Annotated in this window: 23 protein-coding genes and 1 tRNA gene; 13 read left to right on the forward strand and 11 right to left on the reverse strand. The window is 64.6% G+C overall.

Translation table 11 applies throughout. The features are described 5' to 3' along the window. Positions 1-137 precede the first annotated feature (137 nt). The 4 genes from ACFYOW_RS22260 to ACFYOW_RS22275 all read left to right on the forward strand — a co-directional run bounded on the left by ACFYOW_RS22260 (position 138) and on the right by ACFYOW_RS22275 (position 1,979). Positions 138-962 carry a hypothetical protein gene (locus ACFYOW_RS22260; protein WP_387290724.1) on the forward strand — a complete coding sequence of 275 codons (825 nt, stop codon included), beginning with the start codon at positions 138-140 and terminating at the stop codon, positions 960-962. 4 nt (positions 963-966) lie between these two features. Then, a complete protein-coding gene (locus ACFYOW_RS22265; RefSeq protein ID WP_387290726.1) occupies positions 967-1,236 on the forward strand; it encodes a hypothetical protein in 270 nt (89 codons plus the stop codon). Positions 1,237-1,310: 74 nt separating this feature from the next. Next, entirely contained in the window at positions 1,311-1,595 is a 285-nt protein-coding gene (locus tag ACFYOW_RS22270) for a hypothetical protein (protein WP_387290728.1), read from the forward strand. 96 nt (positions 1,596-1,691) lie between these two features. After that, positions 1,692-1,979, forward strand: a complete 288-nt coding sequence (locus ACFYOW_RS22275; RefSeq protein ID WP_387290730.1) for a putative quinol monooxygenase — start codon at positions 1,692-1,694, stop codon at positions 1,977-1,979. 159 nt (positions 1,980-2,138) lie between these two features. Here ACFYOW_RS22275 and ACFYOW_RS22280 read toward each other — a convergent pair whose 3' ends face one another. From ACFYOW_RS22280 to ACFYOW_RS22295, 4 genes are all read right to left on the reverse strand, one after another. Then, entirely contained in the window at positions 2,139-3,077 is a 939-nt protein-coding gene (locus ACFYOW_RS22280) for a fatty acid desaturase (protein WP_387290732.1), read from the reverse strand. A gap of 448 nt (positions 3,078-3,525) precedes the next feature. Continuing rightward, on the reverse strand, positions 3,526-3,759 hold the full coding sequence (locus tag ACFYOW_RS22285; protein ID WP_387290734.1) for a hypothetical protein: 234 nt from the start codon (positions 3,757-3,759) through the stop codon (positions 3,526-3,528). Between the two features lie 680 nt (positions 3,760-4,439). After that, positions 4,440-4,733, reverse strand: coding sequence for a hypothetical protein (locus tag ACFYOW_RS22290; RefSeq protein WP_387290736.1), 294 nt, complete (start codon positions 4,731-4,733; stop codon positions 4,440-4,442). Positions 4,734-5,192: 459 nt separating this feature from the next. Next, complete coding sequence (locus ACFYOW_RS22295) at positions 5,193-5,645, reverse strand: Lrp/AsnC family transcriptional regulator (RefSeq protein ID WP_063040920.1); 453 nt, start codon at positions 5,643-5,645, stop codon at positions 5,193-5,195. Between the two features lie 155 nt (positions 5,646-5,800). On the opposite strand from ACFYOW_RS22295, the gene ACFYOW_RS22300 reads away from it, so the two are divergent. Together ACFYOW_RS22300 and ACFYOW_RS22305 are read left to right on the forward strand one after the other, a co-directional pair. Then, entirely contained in the window at positions 5,801-6,739 is a 939-nt protein-coding gene (locus tag ACFYOW_RS22300) for a DMT family transporter (RefSeq protein WP_387290739.1), read from the forward strand. Positions 6,740-6,897: 158 nt separating this feature from the next. After that, the gene (locus ACFYOW_RS22305) at positions 6,898-7,119 is read left to right on the forward strand and encodes a hypothetical protein (protein WP_387290741.1); all 222 of its coding nucleotides are present in this window, start codon (positions 6,898-6,900) and stop codon (positions 7,117-7,119) included. Between the two features lie 24 nt (positions 7,120-7,143). On the opposite strand, the gene ACFYOW_RS22310 is transcribed toward ACFYOW_RS22305, so the two are convergent. After that, positions 7,144-7,320: a hypothetical protein gene (locus tag ACFYOW_RS22310; RefSeq protein ID WP_387290743.1), complete on the reverse strand. Its 177-nt coding sequence runs from the start codon at positions 7,318-7,320 to the stop codon at positions 7,144-7,146. Between the two features lie 178 nt (positions 7,321-7,498). Here ACFYOW_RS22310 and ACFYOW_RS22315 point away from each other — a divergent pair, with 178 nt between their 5' ends. Together ACFYOW_RS22315 and ACFYOW_RS22320 are read left to right on the forward strand one after the other, a co-directional pair. After that, entirely contained in the window at positions 7,499-8,278 is a 780-nt protein-coding gene (locus ACFYOW_RS22315) for a glucose 1-dehydrogenase (RefSeq protein ID WP_387290746.1), read from the forward strand. 777 nt (positions 8,279-9,055) lie between these two features. Further along, complete coding sequence (locus ACFYOW_RS22320) at positions 9,056-10,546, forward strand: wax ester/triacylglycerol synthase family O-acyltransferase (protein ID WP_387290748.1); 1,491 nt, start codon at positions 9,056-9,058, stop codon at positions 10,544-10,546. 200 nt (positions 10,547-10,746) lie between these two features. On the opposite strand, the gene ACFYOW_RS22325 is transcribed toward ACFYOW_RS22320, so the two are convergent. Next, entirely contained in the window at positions 10,747-11,091 is a 345-nt protein-coding gene (locus tag ACFYOW_RS22325; protein WP_387290750.1) for a YrdB family protein, read from the reverse strand. Between the two features lie 354 nt (positions 11,092-11,445). Here ACFYOW_RS22325 and ACFYOW_RS22330 point away from each other — a divergent pair, with 354 nt between their 5' ends. Together ACFYOW_RS22330 and ACFYOW_RS22335 are read left to right on the forward strand one after the other, a co-directional pair. Beyond that, positions 11,446-11,793 (forward strand): hypothetical protein, encoded by a 348-nt coding sequence (locus tag ACFYOW_RS22330; protein ID WP_387290752.1) that lies wholly within the window; start codon positions 11,446-11,448, stop codon positions 11,791-11,793. Positions 11,794-11,897: 104 nt separating this feature from the next. After that, entirely contained in the window at positions 11,898-13,268 is a 1,371-nt protein-coding gene (locus ACFYOW_RS22335; RefSeq protein WP_387290754.1) for an FAD-dependent monooxygenase, read from the forward strand. Positions 13,269-13,288: 20 nt separating this feature from the next. On the opposite strand, the gene ACFYOW_RS22340 is transcribed toward ACFYOW_RS22335, so the two are convergent. Beyond that, positions 13,289-13,361, reverse strand: a tRNA-Asn gene (locus ACFYOW_RS22340). 214 nt (positions 13,362-13,575) lie between these two features. Here ACFYOW_RS22340 and ACFYOW_RS22345 point away from each other — a divergent pair. Further along, positions 13,576-13,821: a hypothetical protein gene (locus ACFYOW_RS22345; protein WP_040688111.1), complete on the forward strand. Its 246-nt coding sequence runs from the start codon at positions 13,576-13,578 to the stop codon at positions 13,819-13,821. Between the two features lie 35 nt (positions 13,822-13,856). Here ACFYOW_RS22345 and dnaG read toward each other — a convergent pair whose 3' ends face one another. Genes dnaG through ACFYOW_RS22360 form a run of 3 tightly spaced genes read right to left on the reverse strand, consistent with a single transcriptional unit; the run spans position 13,857 to position 17,760 of the window. Beyond that, complete coding sequence (dnaG, locus tag ACFYOW_RS22350; protein ID WP_387290756.1) at positions 13,857-15,782, reverse strand: DNA primase; 1,926 nt, start codon at positions 15,780-15,782, stop codon at positions 13,857-13,859. A 46-nt stretch (positions 15,783-15,828) separates the two neighbouring features. After that, positions 15,829-17,070, reverse strand: a complete 1,242-nt coding sequence (locus ACFYOW_RS22355) for a deoxyguanosinetriphosphate triphosphohydrolase (RefSeq protein WP_387290758.1) — start codon at positions 17,068-17,070, stop codon at positions 15,829-15,831. A gap of 6 nt (positions 17,071-17,076) precedes the next feature. Continuing rightward, a complete protein-coding gene (locus ACFYOW_RS22360; RefSeq protein WP_387290760.1) occupies positions 17,077-17,760 on the reverse strand; it encodes a YdcF family protein in 684 nt (227 codons plus the stop codon). Positions 17,761-17,937: 177 nt separating this feature from the next. On the opposite strand from ACFYOW_RS22360, the gene ACFYOW_RS22365 reads away from it, so the two are divergent. Continuing rightward, entirely contained in the window at positions 17,938-18,807 is an 870-nt protein-coding gene (locus ACFYOW_RS22365; RefSeq protein ID WP_387290762.1) for an NAD(P)-dependent oxidoreductase, read from the forward strand. Between the two features lie 3 nt (positions 18,808-18,810). Here the strand turns inward: ACFYOW_RS22365 and ACFYOW_RS22370 are convergent, their stop codons facing one another. Next, on the reverse strand, positions 18,811-19,485 hold the full coding sequence (locus ACFYOW_RS22370) for an MBL fold metallo-hydrolase (RefSeq protein WP_387290764.1): 675 nt from the start codon (positions 19,483-19,485) through the stop codon (positions 18,811-18,813). Between the two features lie 30 nt (positions 19,486-19,515). Between ACFYOW_RS22370 and ACFYOW_RS22375 the strand changes: the two genes are divergently transcribed. After that, positions 19,516-21,486, forward strand: coding sequence for a TPM domain-containing protein (locus tag ACFYOW_RS22375; RefSeq protein ID WP_387290766.1), 1,971 nt, complete (start codon positions 19,516-19,518; stop codon positions 21,484-21,486). Positions 21,487-21,557: the final 71 nt, after the last annotated feature.

Below are 21,557 nucleotides of genomic sequence, written 5' to 3' on the forward strand. Positions count from 1 at the left end.
CGTCGTCATCCCACGGGGTGAGCGTGCGACCAGCCCATACGCCGAGCCCCGTCCCGCCCGCGGGTCGATGTGTGCCCCGGGTGGCGATTCCTACTCTTCGGTTGTCCGGATCTGTCGAGCGCAAGAGGGAAAGCCCAATGGACGCAATACCTCTCGATCCAGGAGCGACGCTCTCCGAGCCCCAGCGCATCGGTGCCCGCTTCGGACTGGCGTTCACCGCATCCCAGCTGACGGTCATGGCGGCAATGGCGGTTTTCGTGCTGCCCCGAGCCGGCGCACCCGGCGCTGCCCCACTCGAACGCGGCGCGAACGTGCTGGACGCCCAGCTGCTCTATCGGCTCGGCAACTTCGCCCTCATTACCTCGGGAATGCTGTTGCTCGGATTTCTCGGCGTGGTGCACACGCGTCTGCGCGAAACCGATGGATCGGGAGCGCTGGCGACCGTCGCGGTCGCGTCCGGCACGCTGCTGGCGCTGATCTGGCCGCTGGCAGGCATGCTGCACGACGTCGCTATCGACGCCGCCGAAGCAAGTGCAGACCCGAGGATTCTCGCCGGATGGGACTCCGTCGCGCCCTTCGGTCTAGCGCTGTCGGCGATGCCGCGACTGCTGTTCGTCGGCGCGATCGTGCTGTGTCTGCGCCGCACCCGTGCGCGCGGCGCGCAATGGCTGCGCCGCGGCGGCACCGCAGTGCTCTCGCTGAGCCTGGCGGGCAGCGCCACACTCGTCCACTCCGCACTGTTCCCGGTGTTGGCCGTGAGCACGCTCGCCTTCCAACTGTGGGTCGGTGCCGTCGCATGGCACTGGCTGCACACCGAGTCCCCCGTTGATCCCTACCTCGAGGAGAAACCAATGCACCACAACACCGCTCAGATCGATTTGCCGGGCCAGGCCTGTATCGCTGACCGAGACAGCCGCAGTCCTCCATCAACACCTCGATGCGCTCGGACGCCTACTCGATAACCACATGGCCCACGAGGAGCGCGACGCACTCCCCATCGTGCGACGGCTCCTGACCCCGGAGTCGTACGGGCAGATCGAGCGCGCAATCGGCCGGTCATACCCGCTGCGCCTGGTCTTCACCCTCGTGCCGTGGGGCTTCCACGGGCTCCCTGGCCCCGCGGCCGAAAAACTGTCGGCGAACGTGAAACCGCCGCAGCGACTTATGCTGCGCCTCAACCGCCCCCGCTTCGAACGCCTCCACACAGCCGCGTTCCGGTATCCAATGGGCACGTAGCCCGGCCATGGAATGCCTTGCCTGCGTTGCGATCTGCGCCGAGAATGAATCGAACGGCGGGCGGAGGAAAGCTTATGAACGTGGATTTCGGTGCACATCCACTGTTCTCTTGGTACGTGGTGCTTCTGCTGGTGAGCGGGATCGTCCTGCTGCTGCTGGCCGTCCCGCGGTCTCTGGACCGCTGGTGGCGCCTGGCCGATGCAGCTTGCGGCAGCTTGTGTGCCGGGTACGGGATCTATCTCGCGTTCTTTTACCACACCGGCACCTACCTGGTGATTCTGAAGTTGTTCGTATTGCCCGCCATGCTGGTCGTCATATCGGTCTCGGATTTGCTCGGCAAAAGATCAAGAAACAGGTGATCCGGCCGAGACGGACGTTCGGCGCCATCAACCAGCCCGCCGGCTGAGCATCGATGAAACCATGCAGTCTGTAGTCCACTCACCCTGAGGAGAACCATGCTCGCAGTAACCGCCGATGTGACCGTCAAGGACGGGTCCGGCCCCGAGTTCGAGTCCGTCGTCGCCGACCTGGTCGCCCAGGTACGGGCCAACGAACCCGGCAATCACGCCTACCAGTTGGTCCGCTCCCAGGCCGATCCCAACAATTACCGGTTCTTCGAAATCTATTCCGACAAGGAGGCTTTGGACGCCCACTCCCGCTCGGACCACTTCCGCGCCGCCGGTAAGCTCATGGCGCCACTTCTGGCCGCGCCCCCGAAGCTCGAGTTCTTCGACACCCTCTGAACCCCACCCTCTGCGGACCCCGAACCGTCCGCAGCGGGTAATCCAGCTCGCCGCCCGTACATCCGCCGAATGAATGCTTCGGCGGCCGGGATGGACGCAGTGGCTCAGTGGGGAGCAGATACCAAGTGGTCGCGGTGGTTCGAACGCAGCACCTGATCGTCAGCGGAGCTCGATGGGGCCGCGGATCTGGCGTGCCGCCGCAGTGGCCCAACCGAGGTGGTAGTGGCCGCCCTCGTCCAGGAACTTCGCACGTAGTTCGTACCAGCGCAGACCCGGGTGCCGGTGGTGCACGCCGTGCAGGTTGAAGCTCAGCGCGAAACGCTCCAGCGATCGAAGCGTACGCAGGTTCATCGCCTCCAGCGGTGCGTCGAGTTCGGTGCCGTAGTGATAAGCGTTGTCCGACAGGGAGATAACCAACGCACGCCCGCCCAATGCCGCCAACAGCATCCAGCCGTCCGCACCGTAGGCAGCAAACGCGGCGGCGTAGAGCACAACGATCGCAGCCGCATCGACCCGGAACCGACCCAGCACCCTGGCCTGCGCGATACGTTCGAAAAGCAGTCCCGCAACGGAGTCCGGTGCGTCCATCAGCCGACCGAGGCGACGCAGCACCGAGGCAGGCAGCACGACCAGCAGCACCGCCGCGACCTCGAGCAGGTACAGACCACCGAACAGCCGCAGGTAATACCCAGGCGCGGCCTTCAGCCAACTCGATGTCGCGGGGTCGTAGATCTCGGTGCGCTCCCGTGTCCTGCTGTACCGGTGATGCAGCAGATGGCCGGCCTTGAGCATCGCAAACGGCGAACCGTACAGCACTCCGAGCACACGCCCACATGCGTCGTTGCCCGCACGCGCGCGAATCAGGCTGCCGTGAATGGCCTCATGGATCAGCGACCAGAACGGTGTCGTCGACAAAACCATGACCACCAGCGTCCAGCCCCACATCGCGCCGCGTGGCAGCAGCACCAGCGGCAGCAAGAACATCTGGAACAACCCGAGACCAACGGCGATGCCGATCAACCAACCATTGATGGCCCAAGCCGGTCGAACCGGTCCCCGGGACCCGCGAATCCTGTCACGGGTACGCACCTCGGTCATATGCTGCCCTCGTTCACATCGAGCCTGCCACGGCTCATCGTGCCACCCCCGACAAGAATCGCCCGAGGTCGAAATATGCTGCCGACCAGGAACACTCGATCTTTTCATCGAATGTCCGGACACAGTTCACCTTGCGCGGCAGCGGCAGCATGCTTCGGGTTGGCCGGTGCAGTCATCCGCAGCCAAGCTTCGGGATGTCGGTCGAACAGCCGACAGTCCGATGCGACCCCGTGCCATACACCGGTCATCTCGGGAAAAGTCTCGAACAATTATGCGAGCTGCTTCGACACTTACGGTGAATTCATCTGCTACGAGACCGTGGTGCTTTACGACAACCGAAATTGTTGTCATGGGTTCTCGGGGCTACTCGGTCCCGGATTCTTGATCGGCGTTCTATTAGCTGGATCCGTGCCGAGCTCTGACTGAAATAGCTCATCGACGCTTCTCGTCATCTGGTCTGTTTCTTCGCCTTGTTCGGCTTCTTCTTTGTCTTCGGCTTGTCGTGGTCGGGCTCCCACTCGAAGCCCGCGAGGTTCTGCTCGCAGTGCCAATTTTCGACTACAACATCGTCTTGGTCTCGTTCGCACCAGCGTTCCGTCTTGCCGCACGCGGTGACGCCGAGTCCGGCGGCTACTGCGATCGCCAAGGTGATCACAGTGGCGCGGAAGCGGGTGTTATGCATTGAGGTTTCTCCGATTTCGGTGCTTACGTGCAACTGCCAATCCTCGCCGGTGCTCTCGGCGACCGCCGGCCAAGCCGGAGCGGTCGCGGCGGTGCGGAATCCATTGGTAGATCGACGGTTTGGGCACCAATCCTCGCCAGTCTGCCTTGCGGGAACCTTAACGATTGGTAACTGAGTACCGGGGCGCACGGGCAGCCCGGCCGCGGCCCCTGCCTGCCGTGATCGCCCACGTGCTGCGCTACAGAGTCCGCCGCATCGGACGAGCCACATGGCTTGCCGCCCGACATCTCGTCACCGTGATCGCATCCATGATGATGCTGCGGCCGTAAGCGACAGCGAGCATTTGACTTCGCCCTGGCGTCATCGAACGTCTCCGGCCAGCGAGAGACACGGCTGCCCGAGACACGGCTTATCCAAGCCGCCGGTACCCCAAAAACAGCTCCAAAGTTGTCGCCCGAAGGCACTACTGCGCTAGTCGCCGCAGCCTTGGCACGCTACGACGCCTGGGAAATCGACAAAGACACCGCACGCTACGAGCTCGAGACACAAGGGTGTGCTGGCGGTTCCACGACGCGCAGACGATCAACGGCAGGCGTGCTCGCACTCGCGAACCGCGACTTCGAGTTCGCGATGCTGCCGTGGGCCGATACGGACGTGCATTCGACGCCTCGGCCCACAAATCACCGGGCCAGCAAGTCGGGCTTGGTCTGGTCGGGCGGCGGCTCGGGCTGGGTCGACTCCGGTGTCGGCTGTGGGTGCTGCTGCTCGAGTAGAGGCTCATCGGGCGAAGGCTCATGCGGCGGAGGCGGCTCGGGCAGTGAGTAGTCCAACCGGGTCACTGTGGCCGACGTAGCGCCGGCATTCGCGATCGCAGTTCCCCCGAGCATGAGCGCCAGTGGAACCGCTCCCGCCACGACAATCGAGACCATCTTCCGTCGACGTGGGCGGCGGGCCGTGTATGTGCTTGTGCCCATAGATATATCCCCTTCTTACGAAAAGAGAATTTGGACTCGAATATTTATGTCCGACAGCCACATCGACGACCTCGGATTATCTCCGAGCATAGGTCACAGTTTGCCGCATGTCCATGGCACATGTTCGATCCGTATGAATATTCCGGTCGATGAATCAGGTAATCCGCGACGCTGAATAAGACGGGCGATTACCGTGGCTTCGGATGCTCGCATCTCGTACTCCCACCGGACTTTGCGATCAGGTGACCAGCGACGACGTACGCGCTCACACAGGCCAACGGTGGCATACCTGTCAACCGAGAATCGGATCCCGCCCCGCGCCTCGGGACTCGCCTTTTTGGTCTACCCCGGCATCCGAAATTTCGATTCGCACGGGTTACCTGTTAATTGTTCGGACTATTTTTCGGTTCGCCGCCGGGCCGACCGTCGCCGGTAACCAAGGGACCGATCGGAAGAGCGTCAAATGGGCTCGATGACGCTCTTCCGCAGGTGCCCGTAGACCACCGAGGTGCGTACGTCCGCGAGCTCCTGCCGCACGGTCAGCTTGTCCAGGACTACCGCGTGTAGATGGTCGGTGTCGCGAACCGCCACATGGAGCAGGAAGTCCTCGGTGCCCGTGAGCACGAAGACTCCGATCACCTCGGGCATCCGCGCCACGAAGGCCTGGAACTGCTCGATGATCGCGCGCGTCGGCGGCCGTACCCGCACGGCGATGATGGCCTGCAGCCCCCGGCCGATCGACGGGAGGTCCACCTCGGCGTGAAATCCGAGCAGCACACCGCGCTCACGGAGCGAGCGCACCCGTTCCAGACACGTGGATGGGGCAATGCCCAACTCCTGTGCCAGATCCCGGTTGGTGCGCCGACCGTCTTGCTGCAGAAGCCGCAGCAATGCCGAATCTAGTTCGTCCATGTTCCGTCTCACTTGCAGAGGACCAAATTTAGTTCGGCCAGGCTGCCACATTCCCGGACTAATTGCTAGCTTCTCGCAGTAGCTCCGTCCATGATGCGCTCTCCACGATGCGGTCGGGCGGAGATGAAAAGTTCGGATGGGAAGGGGTATCAGGGGTGGACGAGCGCAGGACCAGGGCCTTGGCGGTCTGTTCCATCGTGGCGGCCGCACTGTTCTGGAGCAGTTCGTACGCGGTGACCAAGCAGGTGCTGGCGGACGTCGGGCCGTTGACCATCGGGGCCATCCGCTTCACGCTCGCCGCCGCACTGCTCGGGATCATGGTGCGCATCCGCCGCAACCCGGTCGCGCGGCCGGATGCCCGTCAGCGGCGCATGATCTACCTGAGCGGCGTGCTCGGCATCACGGTCTACTTCGTGCTGGAGAACATCGGCGTCGAACTGTCGACCGCCTCCGACGCTTCTCTGATCGTGGCCACCTACCCGCTGATGACCATGCTCGTGGAGCTGGCGGTCTTCCGGGCCGGTATGCCGCCGCTGCGGGTCGGCGGCGTGCTGCTCGCCACGGCGGGAGCCTTCCTGGTCGTGCGCAACGGGGCGGAAGTCGGCGGCAGCGGTCGCTGGTTCGGCGATGTCCTGCTGCTGCTCGGCGGGCTGGCGTGGGCCGGGTACAACGTGCTGGGCAAGTACGCGGGGCGCGGGCAGGACGCGGTGAATCTCACCTACTACCAGACCGTGGCGGGTGCCGCCGGCTTCCTGCTCGCCTCGCTCCTCGAGATCCGGGACTGGCGGGTACCGGACGCCACGACCTCAGCGCTGCTCGCCTATCTCGCCGTGGCATGTTCCGTCGGCGGGTTCCTTCTCTACAACTACGGTCTGCGCAGGATGACCTCGAGCGTCGCGGTCAACATCCTCAACCTGGTACCGGTTTTCGGTGTGCTCGGGGCGGTGGGGATCAACGGCGAGACGGTCCGGCTCGGACAAGTCTTCGGCGGCGTGATCATCGTCGCAGGTGTGGCAGTCGGTTTGATCGAGCGCCGAACGGCGGTCGAGAAAACCGCGGTTTCCGAGCCGACCCCGGTCGGCAGGTGCGCATGAAAGAGTCCGACGCGTTCGACGCACTGCGCACACTTGACGCCGCCAGCTCAACGTAATCATATGACGTATATGTCACATATGATGAAATGATCAGAAGATGTGATGGTCTACGATTCGACAGCGGTATTCATCCGACATTGCCCGAGGATGCCCAGGCAATGACAGCCGACGCACGGCTGCGACCGGGCAGTGATGTGCATCTGCGAATCTGGCTGGGCGGAATGGTCTTCGACTACGCGGCGACCATGGTCGCGGCACGCAATGTGATCCACGATTGGACACGAAAGCGTTGGTTCACAATCGAATTGATCCATTATGCGGTCGAGGAACGTCTGCTGCTACCACGGCTACCATGCGAACGATTGTTTCTCGGGCCATGACAGGCCCAGCACACAACACGTTGATCAGCCACCCATACCGTCGCCATCAAAGTCACTGAGCCGCAACAACCCGAAGCTCGTATCGTCGAACTCGTCTCGAAGCCGTTCTCCGTCGCCGTACTTCGAAGAAGCCGCCTCCATGTCGCTGATCGAAGCCATCGCGCCGAACGCGTGCCACCAATCGTCATGGTTGCGCTGCAACTGTCCACGCTGCACTCGGCCCTGGACAAGGACGCCGGACTTCGCTGTCGGGGCTGTACCGTTCGGAGCGGGAACCTCCGGCAGCGGTATCGCGGATGCCCTGACGACTCGCCGCGCGCGGCTCTGGCCGATCGCTGAATACCTCAACGGCACATACCGATCCGACGGGTGGACTCGAATGACCGCAGGACTTTTCGACATCGAAGGAAAGACCGCGCTGGTGACAGGCGGGTCCCGCGGCATCGGATTCATGATCGCGCGCGGCCTGCTCACCGCGGGCGCACAGGTGGTCATCGCCTCCCGCAAGAGTGCCGATATCACCGCGGCGGCGAGCGAATTGGCCGAGCACGGCGATTGCGTGGCGGTCACAGCCGACCTGTCCACCCCCGAGGGAGCGCACGCCCTGGCCGATGAGGTCGCCGCCCGGTTCGACAGGCTGGACATCCTGGTCAACAACGCCGGCGCCACCTGGGGCGCACCGCTGGACGAATTCCCGCCCGCCGCATGGGATCGAGTAATACACACCAATGTCGAAGGCGTCTTTCACCTCACCGTCGCCCTGCTGCCAGTACTGCGCGCCGCCGCCGAACCCGACGACCCGGCCCGCGTTGTCAATATCGGCTCGGTAGACGGCGTCCGCCCCTCCGATATGGACAACTACAGCTACACCGCAAGCAAAGCCGCCCTGCACATGCTCACCCGACACCTCGCCAAACGCCTTGCTGCCGAAGCGATCACCGTCAACGCCATCGCCCCCGGCCCATTCGAAAGCAAAATGACCGCCTTCATGCTCGACACCGACACCGCCCGCACACACATAGCCCAAACGGTCCCCCTCGGCCGCATCGGCAGGCCCGACGACATCGCCGGACTCGTCACCTTCCTGAGCTCCCGCGCAGGCAGCTACCTCACCGGCACCATCATCCCGCTCGACGGCGGAATCACGGGATGCGCCTAGATCCCCGTCGACAACATGGGAGCTGTTGACTCAGCACGCTGCCCGCGGCTCAGCAACCGGGTCATGCGAACTGCCGGTGCCCTGGACCAGCCGACCAAGGTCCCGATTTCAGCGGAAGCCGGTGAACGCCAGCACATCAGCCTTCGGTGTCGAGGTGATCGGCGCCCTTTCGGCAGCGCCGTCAGGGCACCTCGGCGTCCGATCATGTTGCACGGCAACCGATTCAGCGTCATCTTGATCGAGCACCGGATGCAGCGGGATGCAGACCCGGGGCCACGACGAGTTCGGCCAGACCGTGAGGTCGACGTTGTAGTGGGTGCGGCAGCGCCGGCATCCGAGTGAACATTCGGGGAGGCCTTCGGCGAGGCGATCCAATAGCTTCGCGATCGACGTGACTGTCCGGCTGGCGGAAATCCGAGACCACCGGTTATCGCCGTGGATTCCGGCGGCCGCTGCGCTGCTTCGCCAAAGCACCGCAGTGCCGGCACGCCCGTGAGTAGTAGGCAGGGGTCCCACGTTTGCACAGAATTAACAAGCAGGGCACATGACCGCGGCCGACAGCACCCCGCCGACCACTAAAATCAATGACGCGTCTACGACACGGACATCGGCGTCACCGCAAGAGCACAGCGGCTCGAACGGTTCTTGGCGCCCGCAGATACCAACAGACCATAAATGCGTCGCGGCACCATCACACCGCCCGTTGAGCCGAATCAGCCCGCCCGTTGAGCCGAATCAGCAGTCTGTCCTGAACCCAGCGACAACGCGGAGACCCCCATGTCCCACGCCGACCTGAAACCCGCCCGCCACCTGAACGTCCGCATCATGACACCAGGCCAAATCGCTTCCGACACATCCGCTGACCAGCCGACACCGTCGCAAAGAATTCCGCTGTCAGCCGACACCGGACCATCCCGACAACTCAGCTCGCTCGATGTTGTGCTGCTCGATGCCGAATCACCCACCATGCTGCTGCACGTCGGGTCGGTCACGCTACTGGAACCACCCACCGAAGGGAGCGCACTGGACGTCACGGTGCTGCGGCGGTTGATCGCGAGCCGACTACATCTGATCGCACCCCTGAGATGGCGATTGCGCACCGTCCCATTGGGTCTCGACCTCCCCTACTGGGAAGACAGCGACACCATCGACCTCGGATACCACGTACGCGACACACGCCTACCCGAAGGTTCGACCGATATGGCGCTGGCCGATCTCGCCGCCCGCCTACACGCCCAGCCCCTGGACCGAAATCGACCACTGTGGGAATGCCACCTGATCTCCGGATTGACCCAAGGCCGCCAAGCCATCTACACCAAAGTGCACCACGCCCTGATCGATGGCGTGTCTGGAGCCGAGGTCATGGCCGCGCTCTTCGATATCGTGCCCGAGTCCCAGCCCGTACCACCACCGCCCGACGGGCTCCGCTTGGGACGAACACCCAATCCCGCCGAAATACTCGGCCGCGGCATCGCACACACCATGACCCGCCAAGCCGATCGGATGCGTCTACCGCTGCGCCTGGGACCGACACTGTCGAACGCACTCACCGACCTGCCAAAAGCCAATCCCACACTGCCCGGCAACCACCCCAACGGCACCGACCGGTCCTTCGCCTTCGCCTCGCTATCACTCGACACCGTCAAACAGATCAAGAACAGCTTCGGCGGCACCGTCAACGACGTGGTAATGACATTGTGCACCACCGCATTTCGCCGCTGGCTCCACGACCACGACACACCAGCCGACGACCCCGCCGTGGCCGCGATCCCGGTATCGGTGCGCACCCAGGAGCAACTCGGCACCGCGGGCAACCAATTCTCCATCATGCTGTGCGAACTCCCCATCGGCGAACCCGACCCACAACACCGCATGAAACTCACCCACGCCGCAATGCTGGCCGCCAAAGACCGCTTCCACACCACCCCACCGACCCTGCTGCACTACGCCACCGCGGCCCTACCCCAGATCCTGCACGGCCTCGCCACCCGCCTACTCCTACGCGTCGCCGCCCCCGCGCTCCCCCTGGCCAACATGATCGTCTCCAACGTGCCCGGACCGCAGATACCGTTGTACGCCGCAGGAATTCGAGTGGCCGGGACCTACCCCATCTCCGTACTCACCGACCTCTCGGGCCCGCTCAACATCACCGTCATGTCCTACAACGGCCACCTCGACTTCGGCATCCTCGCCTGCACCGACACCATCCCCGACGTCTGGAACATAGCCACCTACCTACAAGACGCACTCGACGAACTAGCCCTCTAGCCCCACCCCAGGCATCCGCTCGAGCCGAACCCAGTGCTGACGCAACCATCGACAATCAGGATCCTGCCAACGAATTCGGACGCCGGCACGATGGGCTTCTCACCCCACCTCGGCACAAGAGGTACCTTCCGCACGACCGCTCACATTCCGGCGCCTCCGCCCAAACGGTTCGGCGACGAACTCCGCATCACGTGAAATGCTCACGAGTTCAGGTGTCCGAGCCTGATCGCCAGCAGGTTCGCTACCAGGACGGCGACGAAGACGACCGCGGCCGCTCGGTAGCTCACGGCCCACAGTCCGACCGCAGCGCTGCCGAAAACCACGACCTTGGTCACGACCGCGAGCAGTGGGTTGTCGAATGTCGCATGCGGCGCCGCGAAGACGCCCCAAGCCAGCGCCGCGAGGAGTGGCACGCCCACAGCCGACACCAGCTTGACCGGAGTCACAGTGGCGGTCTTCCAACCCCACAGTCCCAGCGCTCCGAGCGCGACCAACTCCATCCCGAATGCCAGCGTGAGGTTGGCCCATTTCCAGACTTCCTGCATGTTCCGTTCTCCCACCAGTCGTTGAGAGCGTCGCTCTCTAATGAGAGCAGTGTGCACGGTTGGTTCAGCTTCGTCAACCCTGTTCGCCGTAAGCCCTGCGACTGCTGCTGTGGCGGATAGTGCGCTTTTCGGCCAGCACGTTGGGTTGAGTCCAGTTGGTCATGAGGTCCGCTCCGTCAACGCTCGTTCGTCGCACCCTTTTTCGACCTTCGCCACGGAGTACGCAGACATCCTCGGATTCGGCAACAGTGGGGAAAGTGGCGGGCATTGTAGATGGGTCAACGCGGTGACTTCTGGAGTTCGGCGAAAACGCGTAGAATCCGAGCAGGTCGGGACAGCATTCGGAGCCCTATCATGACTGACAGAAAGAATTCACACACGAAGTTCACCCGGTTGGCGACGGCCGCCGGTATAGCCGCAGTTGCCGCGATTCCGGTCGTCGCAGCCGCGGCGCAAGCGCCTACCGCGCGCGCAGCGACGCCCACGTCCGCAACCCAACTCGTCGACAGCCCCGGTTGGGGTCACGGCGGCGGCTGGGGTCACGGCGGCGGCTGGGGTTGGGGCGGCGGCGGCGGTTGGGGTCACGGCGGCGGCTGGGGTTGGGGCGGCGGCGGCTGGGGTTGGGGCGGCGGCGGTTGGGGTTGGGGTAACGGCCCCGGCTGGTGGAACCCATTCGGCTGGGGTGGCTGGGGTAGCTTCTAGCGCCGGTGACCGAGCCCGGACACGCATGGCGTGCCGGGCTCGGTTGCATCAGTACCGATCATGTGAAGCCAGGTTCGACCAACCGGGCTGGCGCTGGTGACGAGATGAAGATTGTTTGTATCGGTGGCGGGCCGGCCGGGTTGTACTTCGCTATTTCGATGAAGCGGCGCGACCCGGCTCACGACATCATTGTGATCGACCGCGATCCCCCCGGGTCCACCTATGGCTGGGGCGTCGTTTACTGGGACGACCTGCTCGACATTCTGTATCGGAATGACCCCGACAGCGCCCAGGCGGTGCGCGCCGGGTCGGTCCTATGGCGTGAACAGGCAATCCATGTGCGCGACGACCAGATCGCACATTTCGGGGGCTACGGGTTCAGCATGGGACGCGCGGCATTGCTCGACGTGCTTTCCCACCGGGCGAGCGAGCTCGGCGTCGATATCCAGCACGGGCGAGAGGTCCACGATCTGTCCGGCTTCGAAGACACCGATCTCATCGTCGCCTCCGACGGCGCGAACAGCCGGGTACGGCAGCTGGGTAATCATCGTTTCGGCACGTCCGTCACACTCGGCGAGAATCGATATATCTGGCTCGGTACCGACAAGGTCTTCACCCGATTTACCTTCGCCTTCGAACACACCTCAGCCGGTTGGATCTGGTTCCATGCCTACCCATCGGTTGCCGAAAAAATCAGCACCTGCATCGTCGAGTGCCAACCGCAGACTTGGCATGGACTTGGATTCGATTCCATGGACAACCTCGAGAACTTGCGTGTTCTGGAGAACATCTTCACGCGCCTTCTCGACGGTCACTCGTTGATCAGCAAGACACGAGGCGAGTTCGCAAGGTGGAGCCGCTTTCCCGAGGTAACCAACACGACCTGGTATCACGACAACGTGGTGCTGCTGGGCGATGCGGCGCACACGACGCACTTCACCATCGGTTCGGGCACCCGGTTGGCAATCGTCGATGCCGTCGTACTCGCGCAGAACCTGTACGAACATGCCGAGGTCGCCGACGCGCTGGAGAACTACGATGCGCAGGGGCGCGCTGCGCTGCGCCCGATACAGGCCGCCGCCCGTGCCAGCATGATGTGGTTCGAACACGCCGACCGGTATCTCGACCGCAGCGCCGTGCAGTTCGCCTATGCGATGGCGGCTCGGCACGGGCTGCAAATGCCGTGGCGATATCAGCTACACCTGCTCACACAGGTACCCACTGTGCGCAAGATCCGGCGTGCCATCGACTCCGGACAGCGGTGGTGGCGGGCCGGCCGACGGGGGGAACTCGCGATGACACTGCCCTCACGGCGCCCACCTGAACCGATCCCGACCGATCATTCGATGTCACTACATCGACCAACCGACCGAAGCACCCGACTTCACGGCGGCCTTGGTGCGTCTCTCCGGCTGAAAACATGTCGTTTCCGTGTCGTTCGACCCCAGAAACGGACGAAACCAGGGTCGAACTGATACGTTCGCCCTGGTCAAAGCTCCCCCATCTGGACTCGAACCAGAAACCTGCCGATTAACAGTCGGCTGCTCTGCCAATTGAGCTATAGGGGACTATCCTTTGGCTCGTCCGTACTGGGCGGGCCGAGGTGAAACTTTAGCGTATCGGCGCTCGCCTTCCCAAATCGCGTCTCTACCTGGAGGCATGCGGGGGCTTCGGTGTGTCTGGAAGGTGGCGCGCGGTGGGGGTGGATCCGGATCGACAGGCGTACCGGGCGTCGGGCAGGATGGTAGCCGCGCACAGGCACTTTGGGAGGAGCTCTACGAGATGCTGCGGTTGATCATCGGCATTGCGGCCGGATACGTGCTCGGCACGAAGGCCGGGCGGGGTCGCTATGAACAGATCAGTGCGGCGACCCGCGCGGTGACCGGGAGCCCGGTGACTCGCAAGCTGGTTCTCTTCGGGCGACAGAAGCTGTCGGACAAGCTCAGCACCCAGGCGAAGCTGGAGCCGATGGTGCCGCTGGATGAGCGGACCACGGTTCTGGTGCCGCAGGATCAGCTGCGCCGCTGAATTCGCGGGGACGAACCAGAGCGTCGGGCAGCAGCTCAGGCCGGGGCGAAGTCGTCGTGATTTCCCATCGCCTGGGTGAGCAAACTCTTGCGGTACTGCTCCAACGCCACGAGATCACCGAACAGCGCCATATACGCCTCGGGTTGTTCGGTCGATGACACCCGCTGCAGTTTCGACTTCAGCTCCGCGATCTGGCGGCCGACCCAGGCTTCCTGCACACGAGCCAGCACCCCGGTGACGAACCGCGGAATGTCGTTGGCCGACTTCACCGGCATCTGCTCGCCCGACAGCTCGGAAACCAGCGCACGCATGGTCAGATCATCGGTCCCGTCCGACACAGTGTTGACCCACTCCGCGCCGCTGAGCCCCGATGCCGTGCCACCAGCCTCTGCGATCATGGCGCGAACGGCGGCGTAGGCCGGATGAGTGAAGGCCTCGGTCTCGATCGAATCGAAAACCGCACCCGCCATCGCCGGATACTGCAGTGCCGCACCGAGCGCTTGCCGTTGCGGCAGCAGCGTCGGGTCGTTCGGGTTCGGGCGCGCGGCGGGATGTTCAGCGACGACCGCGCGGGTCTGTGCCGCGCCGGCCGCCGGGCCACGGCCGCCCGGACTCCCACCGTTGCGATTGCGCTTGGCTTCCTCACCGACCCGCCGCACCACGGTCTGGATATCGTCCCAGCCGACCCAGCCCGCGAGCTTGGTCGCGTACGCCTTGCGCAGCGCGTTGTCCTTGATCTGCGCCACCACCGGCACGGCGCGGCGCAGCGCCTCGACCTGCCCCTCGGCGGTGTCCAGGTTGTGGTCGGCGAGCAGGCCGCGAATCACGAACTCGTACAACGGGGTTCGACGGGCCACCAGATCGCGCACGGCGCCGTCGCCGGAGTGCTGGCGCAATTCACACGGGTCCTGGCCGTCGGGGGCGATGGCGATGTAGGTCTGCCCGGCCAACTTCTGGTCGCCCGCAAAGGCTTTCAGCGCCGCCGCCTGTCCGGCCGCGTCACCGTCGAAGGTGTAGATGATTTCGCCGCGCCAGAAGTTGTCGTCCATGAGCAGTCGGCGCAACAGGGCGAGATGTTCGTCACCGAAGGCGGTGCCGCAGGAGGCGACGGCCGTTTTCACCCCGGCCAGGTGCATGGCCATGACGTCGGTGTAGCCCTCGACCACCACCGCCTGGTGCCCCTTGGCGATCTCGCGCTTGGCGTGGTCCAGGCCGAAGAGCACCTGAGACTTTTTGTACAGCAAGGTTTCCGGCGTATTGATGTATTTGCCGGGCATGGTGTCGTCGTCGAAGAGCTTGCGCGCACCGAAGCCGATGACGTCACCGCCGAGATTGCGGATCGGCCACAGCAGCCGCCGGTGGAAGCGGTCGATCGGGCCGCGCTGACCCTGGCGCGAGAGCCCGGCCGCCTCGAGCTCCTTGAAGTCGAAGCCCTTGCGCAGCAGATGCTTCGTGAGCGTGTCCCAACCCGCGGGGGCGTAGCCGCAGCCGAATTGCTGGGCGGCATTGCCGTCGAAGTTGCGGTCGGTCAAATACTTGCGCGCCACCTCGGCGTCGGGCTCGCGCAGTTTGGCCATGTAGAACTCGTGTGCGGCGGCATTGGCGGCGACCAACCTGGTCCTGGTGCCGCGATCACGCTGCACCGAGGTGCCGCCGCCCTCGTAGTTGATCTGGTAGCCGATCCGATCGGCGAGTTGCTCGACCGCCTCGACGAAGCCGACGTGCTCGACCTTCTGCAGGAAGGCGAAGACGTCACCGCCCTCACCGCAGCCGAAGCAGTGGTACAGGCCGTGGTTGGGCCGCACATGGAACGACGGCGACTTCTCGTCGTGGAACGGGCACAGGCCCTTCATGGAGTCCGCACCCGCGCGCTTCAGCGCGACGTACTCCCCCACCACATCCTCGATCCGGACGCGTTCGCGTATTGCCGCGATATCGCGATCTGGGAGTCGTCCGGCCACGGCGGTCAGTCTAGGCTAGTCCGGCCTCGACACGCTCAGCGGCTGGTCACACGTCTACTCGCTCCAGTCGACTCTCGGTATAGGACGCGATCTGGTCCACGATTACCCGGACTCGCGCGGTGTCGTCGGTCGCGGCGTGCCACCACGGGAGCAGCAGCGGGTCCAGCCCGTTTGGTGCCGTCGCCAGTAGTCGGGTCGCGACCGCCTGAATCCGCTCGCGCTGCACGGCCTGACGCTGCTTGTGCACGAGATCGGACATTACGTACCGCAGGGCGACGGTTTTGAGCATCGCGACCTCGGCGGCGACGATCGGCGGAACCTCTAGATCCGCGGCATAGCGGGACAGCACCGCGCGCCCGGCGACCTCCCGCGTGGCCATGATCGCAGCCGTGGCGAACCGGCCGACCAGTTCACTCGTGAGGCGCTTCAACGCGACCGAACTGGCGAGGGTGCCGTCGTAGCAGGCGGCTTCGGCCACCACCGGCAGTTCGGAGAGGCGCTGGGCGGCACCGATCAGGTCGTCCACCGAAAGCGTCGGGTGCTGGCCGTGCCCGAGTTCGGCTAGTGCCGCCTGTTCGGACGGATCGGCGAGGGCCCGCAATTCGATACGCCCGGCGATCACGCCGTCCTCCACATCGTGCACCGAGTACGCGACATCGTCGGACCAGTCCATGATCTGGCATTCCAGGCTCTTGCGGCGGTCCGGCGCATCCTTGCGCACCCATTCCAGCCGATCCAGATCGATATCGTAGGCACCGAACTTCGTGCCCGAACCTGTTCTGCCCCAAGGGTATTTGATGGCCGCGTCGAGTGCGGCGCGGGTGAGATTCAAGCCCGCGCTCGTGCCGTCCGCATCCAGAACCTTCGGTTCCAGCCGGGTGAGGATGCGTAGATTCTGCGCATTGCCCTCGAATCCGCCGTATGCGTCGGCGAAGAGATCGAGGGCCTTCTCGCCATTGTGGCCGTAGGGCGGATGGCCGATATCGTGCGCCAGTCCGGCCAGATCGACCAGATCCGGATCACAGCCGAGACCGTCGGCGATACTGCGCCCGATCTGGGCCACTTCGATCGAATGGGTCAAGCGTGTGCGCGGGGTGTCACCGTCACGCGGCCCCATGACCTGGGTTTTGTCGGCGAGTCTGCGCAGGGCCGCGGAATGCAGCACGCGAGCGCGGTCGCGGGCGAATTCGGTGCGGTGACCGGTTTCGAACTCACTGCGCGGCGGGCCGAGTCCGGCGGTCTTGGCTCCCTCCACCACCATTCGCTCGCGGTCGTGCTCGGTATACATCGAATCTCACTGCCCTGCTGAGTATTTGAAGTCCGACGAGAAGTGCGTGAGCTGGTACCAGAGCAAAGCGCCGGTCTCCCTTGCGATTCCGTGCGCCTGCGACTCTCTGGTGTAGACGGCGGGGCCAGTCCGGGTCGGCGCGGTCCAGGCATCCAGCCCGGCGTCGCGGGCCATGGTTCTGGTGCGCAACGAATGCCACGGATCGCTCACCAGCACCGCCGAGGACATCTCGCGGGCACTCATGGCGGTCGCGACGGCCTCGATGCTGCGCAGGGTGTCCGAACCCGTTTCCACCGCGAGGATCCGGTCGCTCGGTATGCCGCGCTCCTCCAGATAGTTCTTGCCCGAGGCGGCCTCGGTGTACAGATCGCCCTCCTGCTTACCGCCCACGGTGATCACCCTAGGTGCGACACCGGCCTTGAACAGTTTGTAGGCCTGGTCCAATCGCGCCTCGAAAACCGTCGACGGGGTGCCCGAGTATTGTGCGGCGCCGAGTACCACGATCGCGTCGGCCTTGGTGTAGTCGTCGATTCGCGCGACCTGCCAGACCCGGAATGCCGTGCCGCCGACCAGCACCGCGCCCATCACGATCGCGCCCATGACCAGCCGTCGCGCCCAGCGCACCAGCCCGCCTCCGACGCTGCGGGATGCGCCGGATCCGGGAGCCGAGGCCAGGGTCGCCGAATTCATCTCACCAAGTTTGCCAGCTCACCCTCGACGAGAACGTAACCGACGCATATCGATCCGCCCACACTCACCTTTTGGTTAGTACTGAACTTATTAGTCAGTACTTGTCGATAGTGCAGCGCGTATCGAGAATGAATTCCGGCGCCGAACCAGCATCTCGATACTTTGAGGAGTGGATACATGACGACATCCGTGACGGTCCTCGGACTCGGCGCGATGGGACAGGCGCTGGCCGCGGCGTTCGTACGGGCCGGACACCCGACGACAGTCTGGAACCGCAGTGCCGGTCGGGAAACGGAACTCGTTGCGGCAGGCGCGAAATCGGCGCAGACCGTGGCCGAGGCGGTGACCGCGAGCGATCTCGTGGTGGCCTGCCTCTTGGACCATCGATCCGTGCACGAAGTACTCGACCCGGTGACCGATATCCTGGCCGGCCGCGCATTGGTCAACTTGACCAGCACCGAGCCGCGCGGGTCGCGTGAACTGGCCGAATGGGCCGCGAACCGCGGCATCGACTTCCTCGACGGCGGCATCATGGCCGTCCCGCCGATGATCGGCCTGCCCGGCTCGTCCGTGCTCTACAGCGGCTCCCGTGAGCTCTTCGACAACCATCGCGCAACCCTCGAATTACTCGGCAGCGCAGAGTATTTCGGCGTAGACGCCGGGCAGGCCGCACTGATCGACTTCGCCCTGCTCGCCGGAATGTACGCCATGTTCGCGGGCTTCTATCACGGTGCCGCCATGGTTCGCACGATCGGCATGTCGGCCGAGGACTTCGGTCAACGCGCGTCCGGCTGGATCGCCGCGATGACCGGATCACTTCCGAGGGCCGGAGCCACCATCGACTCCGGCGATTACTCGAAACCGTTCCAGCCCTTGGATTTCACCAAGGCCGCCGTGGACGCCATCGTGTCGGCCAGCCGCGATGCGGGCGTGGACCTGGACATCGTCGGCGCGATCAAGAATCTCGTTGATCGCCAGGTCGCAGGCGGCCACGGTGCGGACAGCAGCGAGCGGATGTTCGAAAGCCTCAATCCGCGCGCCGCATGAGACCTACCAGCCGCGTTCGCGCCATTCGCCGAGGTGCGGGCGTTCGACGCCGAGCGTGGTGTCATCACCGTGACCCGGATAGACAACGGCGTCATCCGGGTAGCGATCGAAGATCTTGGTGGTGACGTCGGTGTAGAGGGAGTTGAAATCTTCCGGATTGGTGGTGCGGCCGACTCCGCCCGGGAAAAGGGAGTCGCCGGTGAACAGGTGCACGCCCGGACCGTCTACCAGGGCGAGGGCAACCGAGCCGGGAGTATGTCCGCGCAGGTGGACGACCTCGAATGCAAGGTCGCCGACCTCGATGAGGTCGCCGTCGGCGAGTAATCGGTCGGGGCGCACCGGGAGCGGTTCGGCATCGAGTGGATGCGCGGCGGTCGGTGCGCCGGTGGCGGCCGCGACCTTTTCCAGGGCCGACCAATGGTCCCGATGCTGATGGGTGGTGACGACCAGGGCGACGCGGCCCGGCGTCTCCTGGTTGACGAGTTCGATTATGCGGTCGGCTTCGTTGGCGGCGTCGATGAGCAGTGCCGCGCCGGTGGCGGTGCACTGCACTAGATAGCAGTTGTTGTCCATGCCACCGACGGACATTTTGATAACGCGGGCACCGGGGACGTCCCGCTGTTGCGGGTTCGATCCAGGGGACACGTGACCGGTGTACGGCAGGTCGATCGTGATCACAGTTCGATGCTAGCCAGCTAGATTCATCCCATGCCGTTGATAGCGCCGATTCGTCGAATCCGCTGGTTCGCCGCGGTGGTCCTCAGCGTTGCGTTTCTCTGTGTCGCACCGGCCGGTGGCACGGCAGGCGCCGAGCCGCCGCTGCGGATGGGACTGTATGTCGTCGACTCGGCGCAGGTGCTCGATCATGGACAACTCGATCGGGTGTCAGCGGCGGTCGACGATCTCTACGCCGATCAGCAGATGCGGCTCTGGGTTGTCTATGTGCACGATTTCAACGGGATGAGTCCGCAGGCGTGGGCCGATCGCACCGCGACCATGTCCGGATTCGGTGGGCGTGATCTCTTGCTCGCCGTCGCCACCGAGGATCGCGCCTATTGGTTCAAAGGCGAATTGCCCAGCAGTGTCAGCGATTCCGATTTGGACAGCGTGTTGGCGCGCGATGTGGAGCCCGCGCTGCGCAACGCCCGGTGGGCCGACGCCGGTGTCGCGATGGCCGATGGGCTGGATTCGGCGATGCGCGGTGGCGGGGTCAGCGTACGGACGCTGCTGATCGTCGCCTTCCTGATTGTGCTGATCGTCGTTGGGCTGGTGTTGTATTCGCGCAAGCGGCGCGCCGACCGCCGGCGGGCCGAGTTGGCGACAGCACGGCAACTGGATCCCGATAATTCCACCGCCCTCGCGGCATTGTCACTGGATGCATTGCAAGCCCGGTCGAAGGAGGTGCTGGTCGAGATCGACAATGCCCTGCGGACCAGCGCCGAGGAGTTGGCGTTGGCGACCGGTGAATTCGGCGATACCGCGGTCACTCCGTTCAGCATCGCCTTGGCGAATGCGAAATCGGCTGCCGCCAAAGCATTCTCGATCAGACAGCAGCTCGATGACGATATTCCCGAGACACCGGATCAGCAGCGCACCATGCTGGTCGACCTGATCGGCACGGTCGGGCGGGCCGATCGGGAACTCGACGCTCAGGTGGCCGAATTCGATGCGATGCGGGATCTGCTCATCGACGCATCCGCTCGCTTGGACGGGCTGACACGGGATTTGGTCGAATTGACCGGACGCGCGCCGGGTTCGGAGACCGAACTCACTCGGCTCACCACTGCGTATCCGGCCAGCGTGCTTGCGCCGGTTCGAGACAACGTGACCATGGCGCGCGAACGAATCACCTTCGCGGAGCAGAACATCGATACGGGACGTACTGCACTCACCCAGCCGGTCGGCAAACAGGGCGGTGCGGTCGCCGCGATCCGGGCCGCGGAAGGCGCAGTGGGACAGGCTCGCACGCTGCTCGATGCCGTCGACAATGCGGCCACGAATATCCAACAGGCGACCGATGGGCTGCCCGCCGTGCTCGCCGAGCTGCGCGCGGACATCGCCACCGCGAAGGAGCTGTCGGGCTATGGCGGTGTCGATCTGCACGCCGCCATCACGGCGGCGGAAACGGCCTTGACCATCGCAACCGCCACCGCGACCAGCGACCCATTGGACGCCTTCCACGACGCCGTCGCGGCCGATAACGCGCTGGACCTGGCCAATGCCGCCGCCACCGACCGCAAACTGGCCGCCGAGGATCTACAGCGCCGACTCGACCGGGCGCTGACCGATGCCCACGCCCGGATCGGCGCGGCAGCCGACTACATCAGCACCCGACGCGGCGGCATCGATGCACAGGCACGCACCCGCCTATCCGAGGCACAGCGCAATCTCGATGCGGCACAACAGCTTTCCAGTAGCGATCAGGCGCAGGCCCTCACCAGCGCACACACCGCCGCCGACCTGGGTGCTCGCGCATTGCAGGAGGCGCAGGCCAGCGTGCGGGCCTGGGAGAACAGCCAACCGCCATCGGGCACCGCGCAGGCCGGGGCGGTACTCGGCGGAATTCTGATCGAAGGACTGTTGCGCGGCGCCACCCACCAACGCTCCAGCGGTTACACCCCCGGTTCATTCGGCGGTTCCACCGGCTCCCGCCGCATTAGCCGGGGCGGCCGGTTCTGAGGGTTGCCCCTGGTGCGGATGCTGCGCCACTACGACGCGATCGGGCTACTGCGACCGGCTATCGCTCCGAG

This window comes from Nocardia sp. NPDC006982 (genome assembly GCF_042869435.1).
Classification (GTDB): Bacteria; Actinomycetota; Actinomycetes; order Mycobacteriales; family Mycobacteriaceae; genus Nocardia.

Bases quoted from the DNA above. Each gene is read 5' to 3' on its own strand.
- ACFYOW_RS22260 (WP_387290724.1), top strand. From the start codon at position 138: ATGGACGCAATACCTCTCGATCCAGGAGCGACGCTCTCCGAGCCCCAG.
- ACFYOW_RS22265 (WP_387290726.1), top strand. From the start codon at position 967: ATGGCCCACGAGGAGCGCGACGCACTCCCCATCGTGCGACGGCTCCTG.
- ACFYOW_RS22270 (WP_387290728.1), top strand. From the start codon at position 1,311: ATGAACGTGGATTTCGGTGCACATCCACTGTTCTCTTGGTACGTGGTG.
- ACFYOW_RS22275 (WP_387290730.1), top strand. From the start codon at position 1,692: ATGCTCGCAGTAACCGCCGATGTGACCGTCAAGGACGGGTCCGGCCCC.
- ACFYOW_RS22280 (WP_387290732.1), bottom strand. From the start codon at position 3,077: ATGACCGAGGTGCGTACCCGTGACAGGATTCGCGGGTCCCGGGGACCG.
- ACFYOW_RS22285 (WP_387290734.1), bottom strand. From the start codon at position 3,759: ATGCATAACACCCGCTTCCGCGCCACTGTGATCACCTTGGCGATCGCA.
- ACFYOW_RS22290 (WP_387290736.1), bottom strand. From the start codon at position 4,733: ATGGGCACAAGCACATACACGGCCCGCCGCCCACGTCGACGGAAGATG.
- ACFYOW_RS22295 (WP_063040920.1), bottom strand. From the start codon at position 5,645: ATGGACGAACTAGATTCGGCATTGCTGCGGCTTCTGCAGCAAGACGGT.
- ACFYOW_RS22305 (WP_387290741.1), top strand. From the start codon at position 6,898: ATGACAGCCGACGCACGGCTGCGACCGGGCAGTGATGTGCATCTGCGA.
- ACFYOW_RS22315 (WP_387290746.1), top strand. From the start codon at position 7,499: ATGACCGCAGGACTTTTCGACATCGAAGGAAAGACCGCGCTGGTGACA.
- ACFYOW_RS22320 (WP_387290748.1), top strand. From the start codon at position 9,056: ATGTCCCACGCCGACCTGAAACCCGCCCGCCACCTGAACGTCCGCATC.
- ACFYOW_RS22325 (WP_387290750.1), bottom strand. From the start codon at position 11,091: ATGCAGGAAGTCTGGAAATGGGCCAACCTCACGCTGGCATTCGGGATG.
- ACFYOW_RS22330 (WP_387290752.1), top strand. From the start codon at position 11,446: ATGACTGACAGAAAGAATTCACACACGAAGTTCACCCGGTTGGCGACG.
- ACFYOW_RS22335 (WP_387290754.1), top strand. From the start codon at position 11,898: ATGAAGATTGTTTGTATCGGTGGCGGGCCGGCCGGGTTGTACTTCGCT.
- ACFYOW_RS22345 (WP_040688111.1), top strand. From the start codon at position 13,576: ATGCTGCGGTTGATCATCGGCATTGCGGCCGGATACGTGCTCGGCACG.
- ACFYOW_RS22355 (WP_387290758.1), bottom strand. From the start codon at position 17,070: ATGTATACCGAGCACGACCGCGAGCGAATGGTGGTGGAGGGAGCCAAG.
- ACFYOW_RS22360 (WP_387290760.1), bottom strand. From the start codon at position 17,760: ATGAATTCGGCGACCCTGGCCTCGGCTCCCGGATCCGGCGCATCCCGC.
- ACFYOW_RS22365 (WP_387290762.1), top strand. From the start codon at position 17,938: ATGACGACATCCGTGACGGTCCTCGGACTCGGCGCGATGGGACAGGCG.
- ACFYOW_RS22375 (WP_387290766.1), top strand. From the start codon at position 19,516: ATGCCGTTGATAGCGCCGATTCGTCGAATCCGCTGGTTCGCCGCGGTG.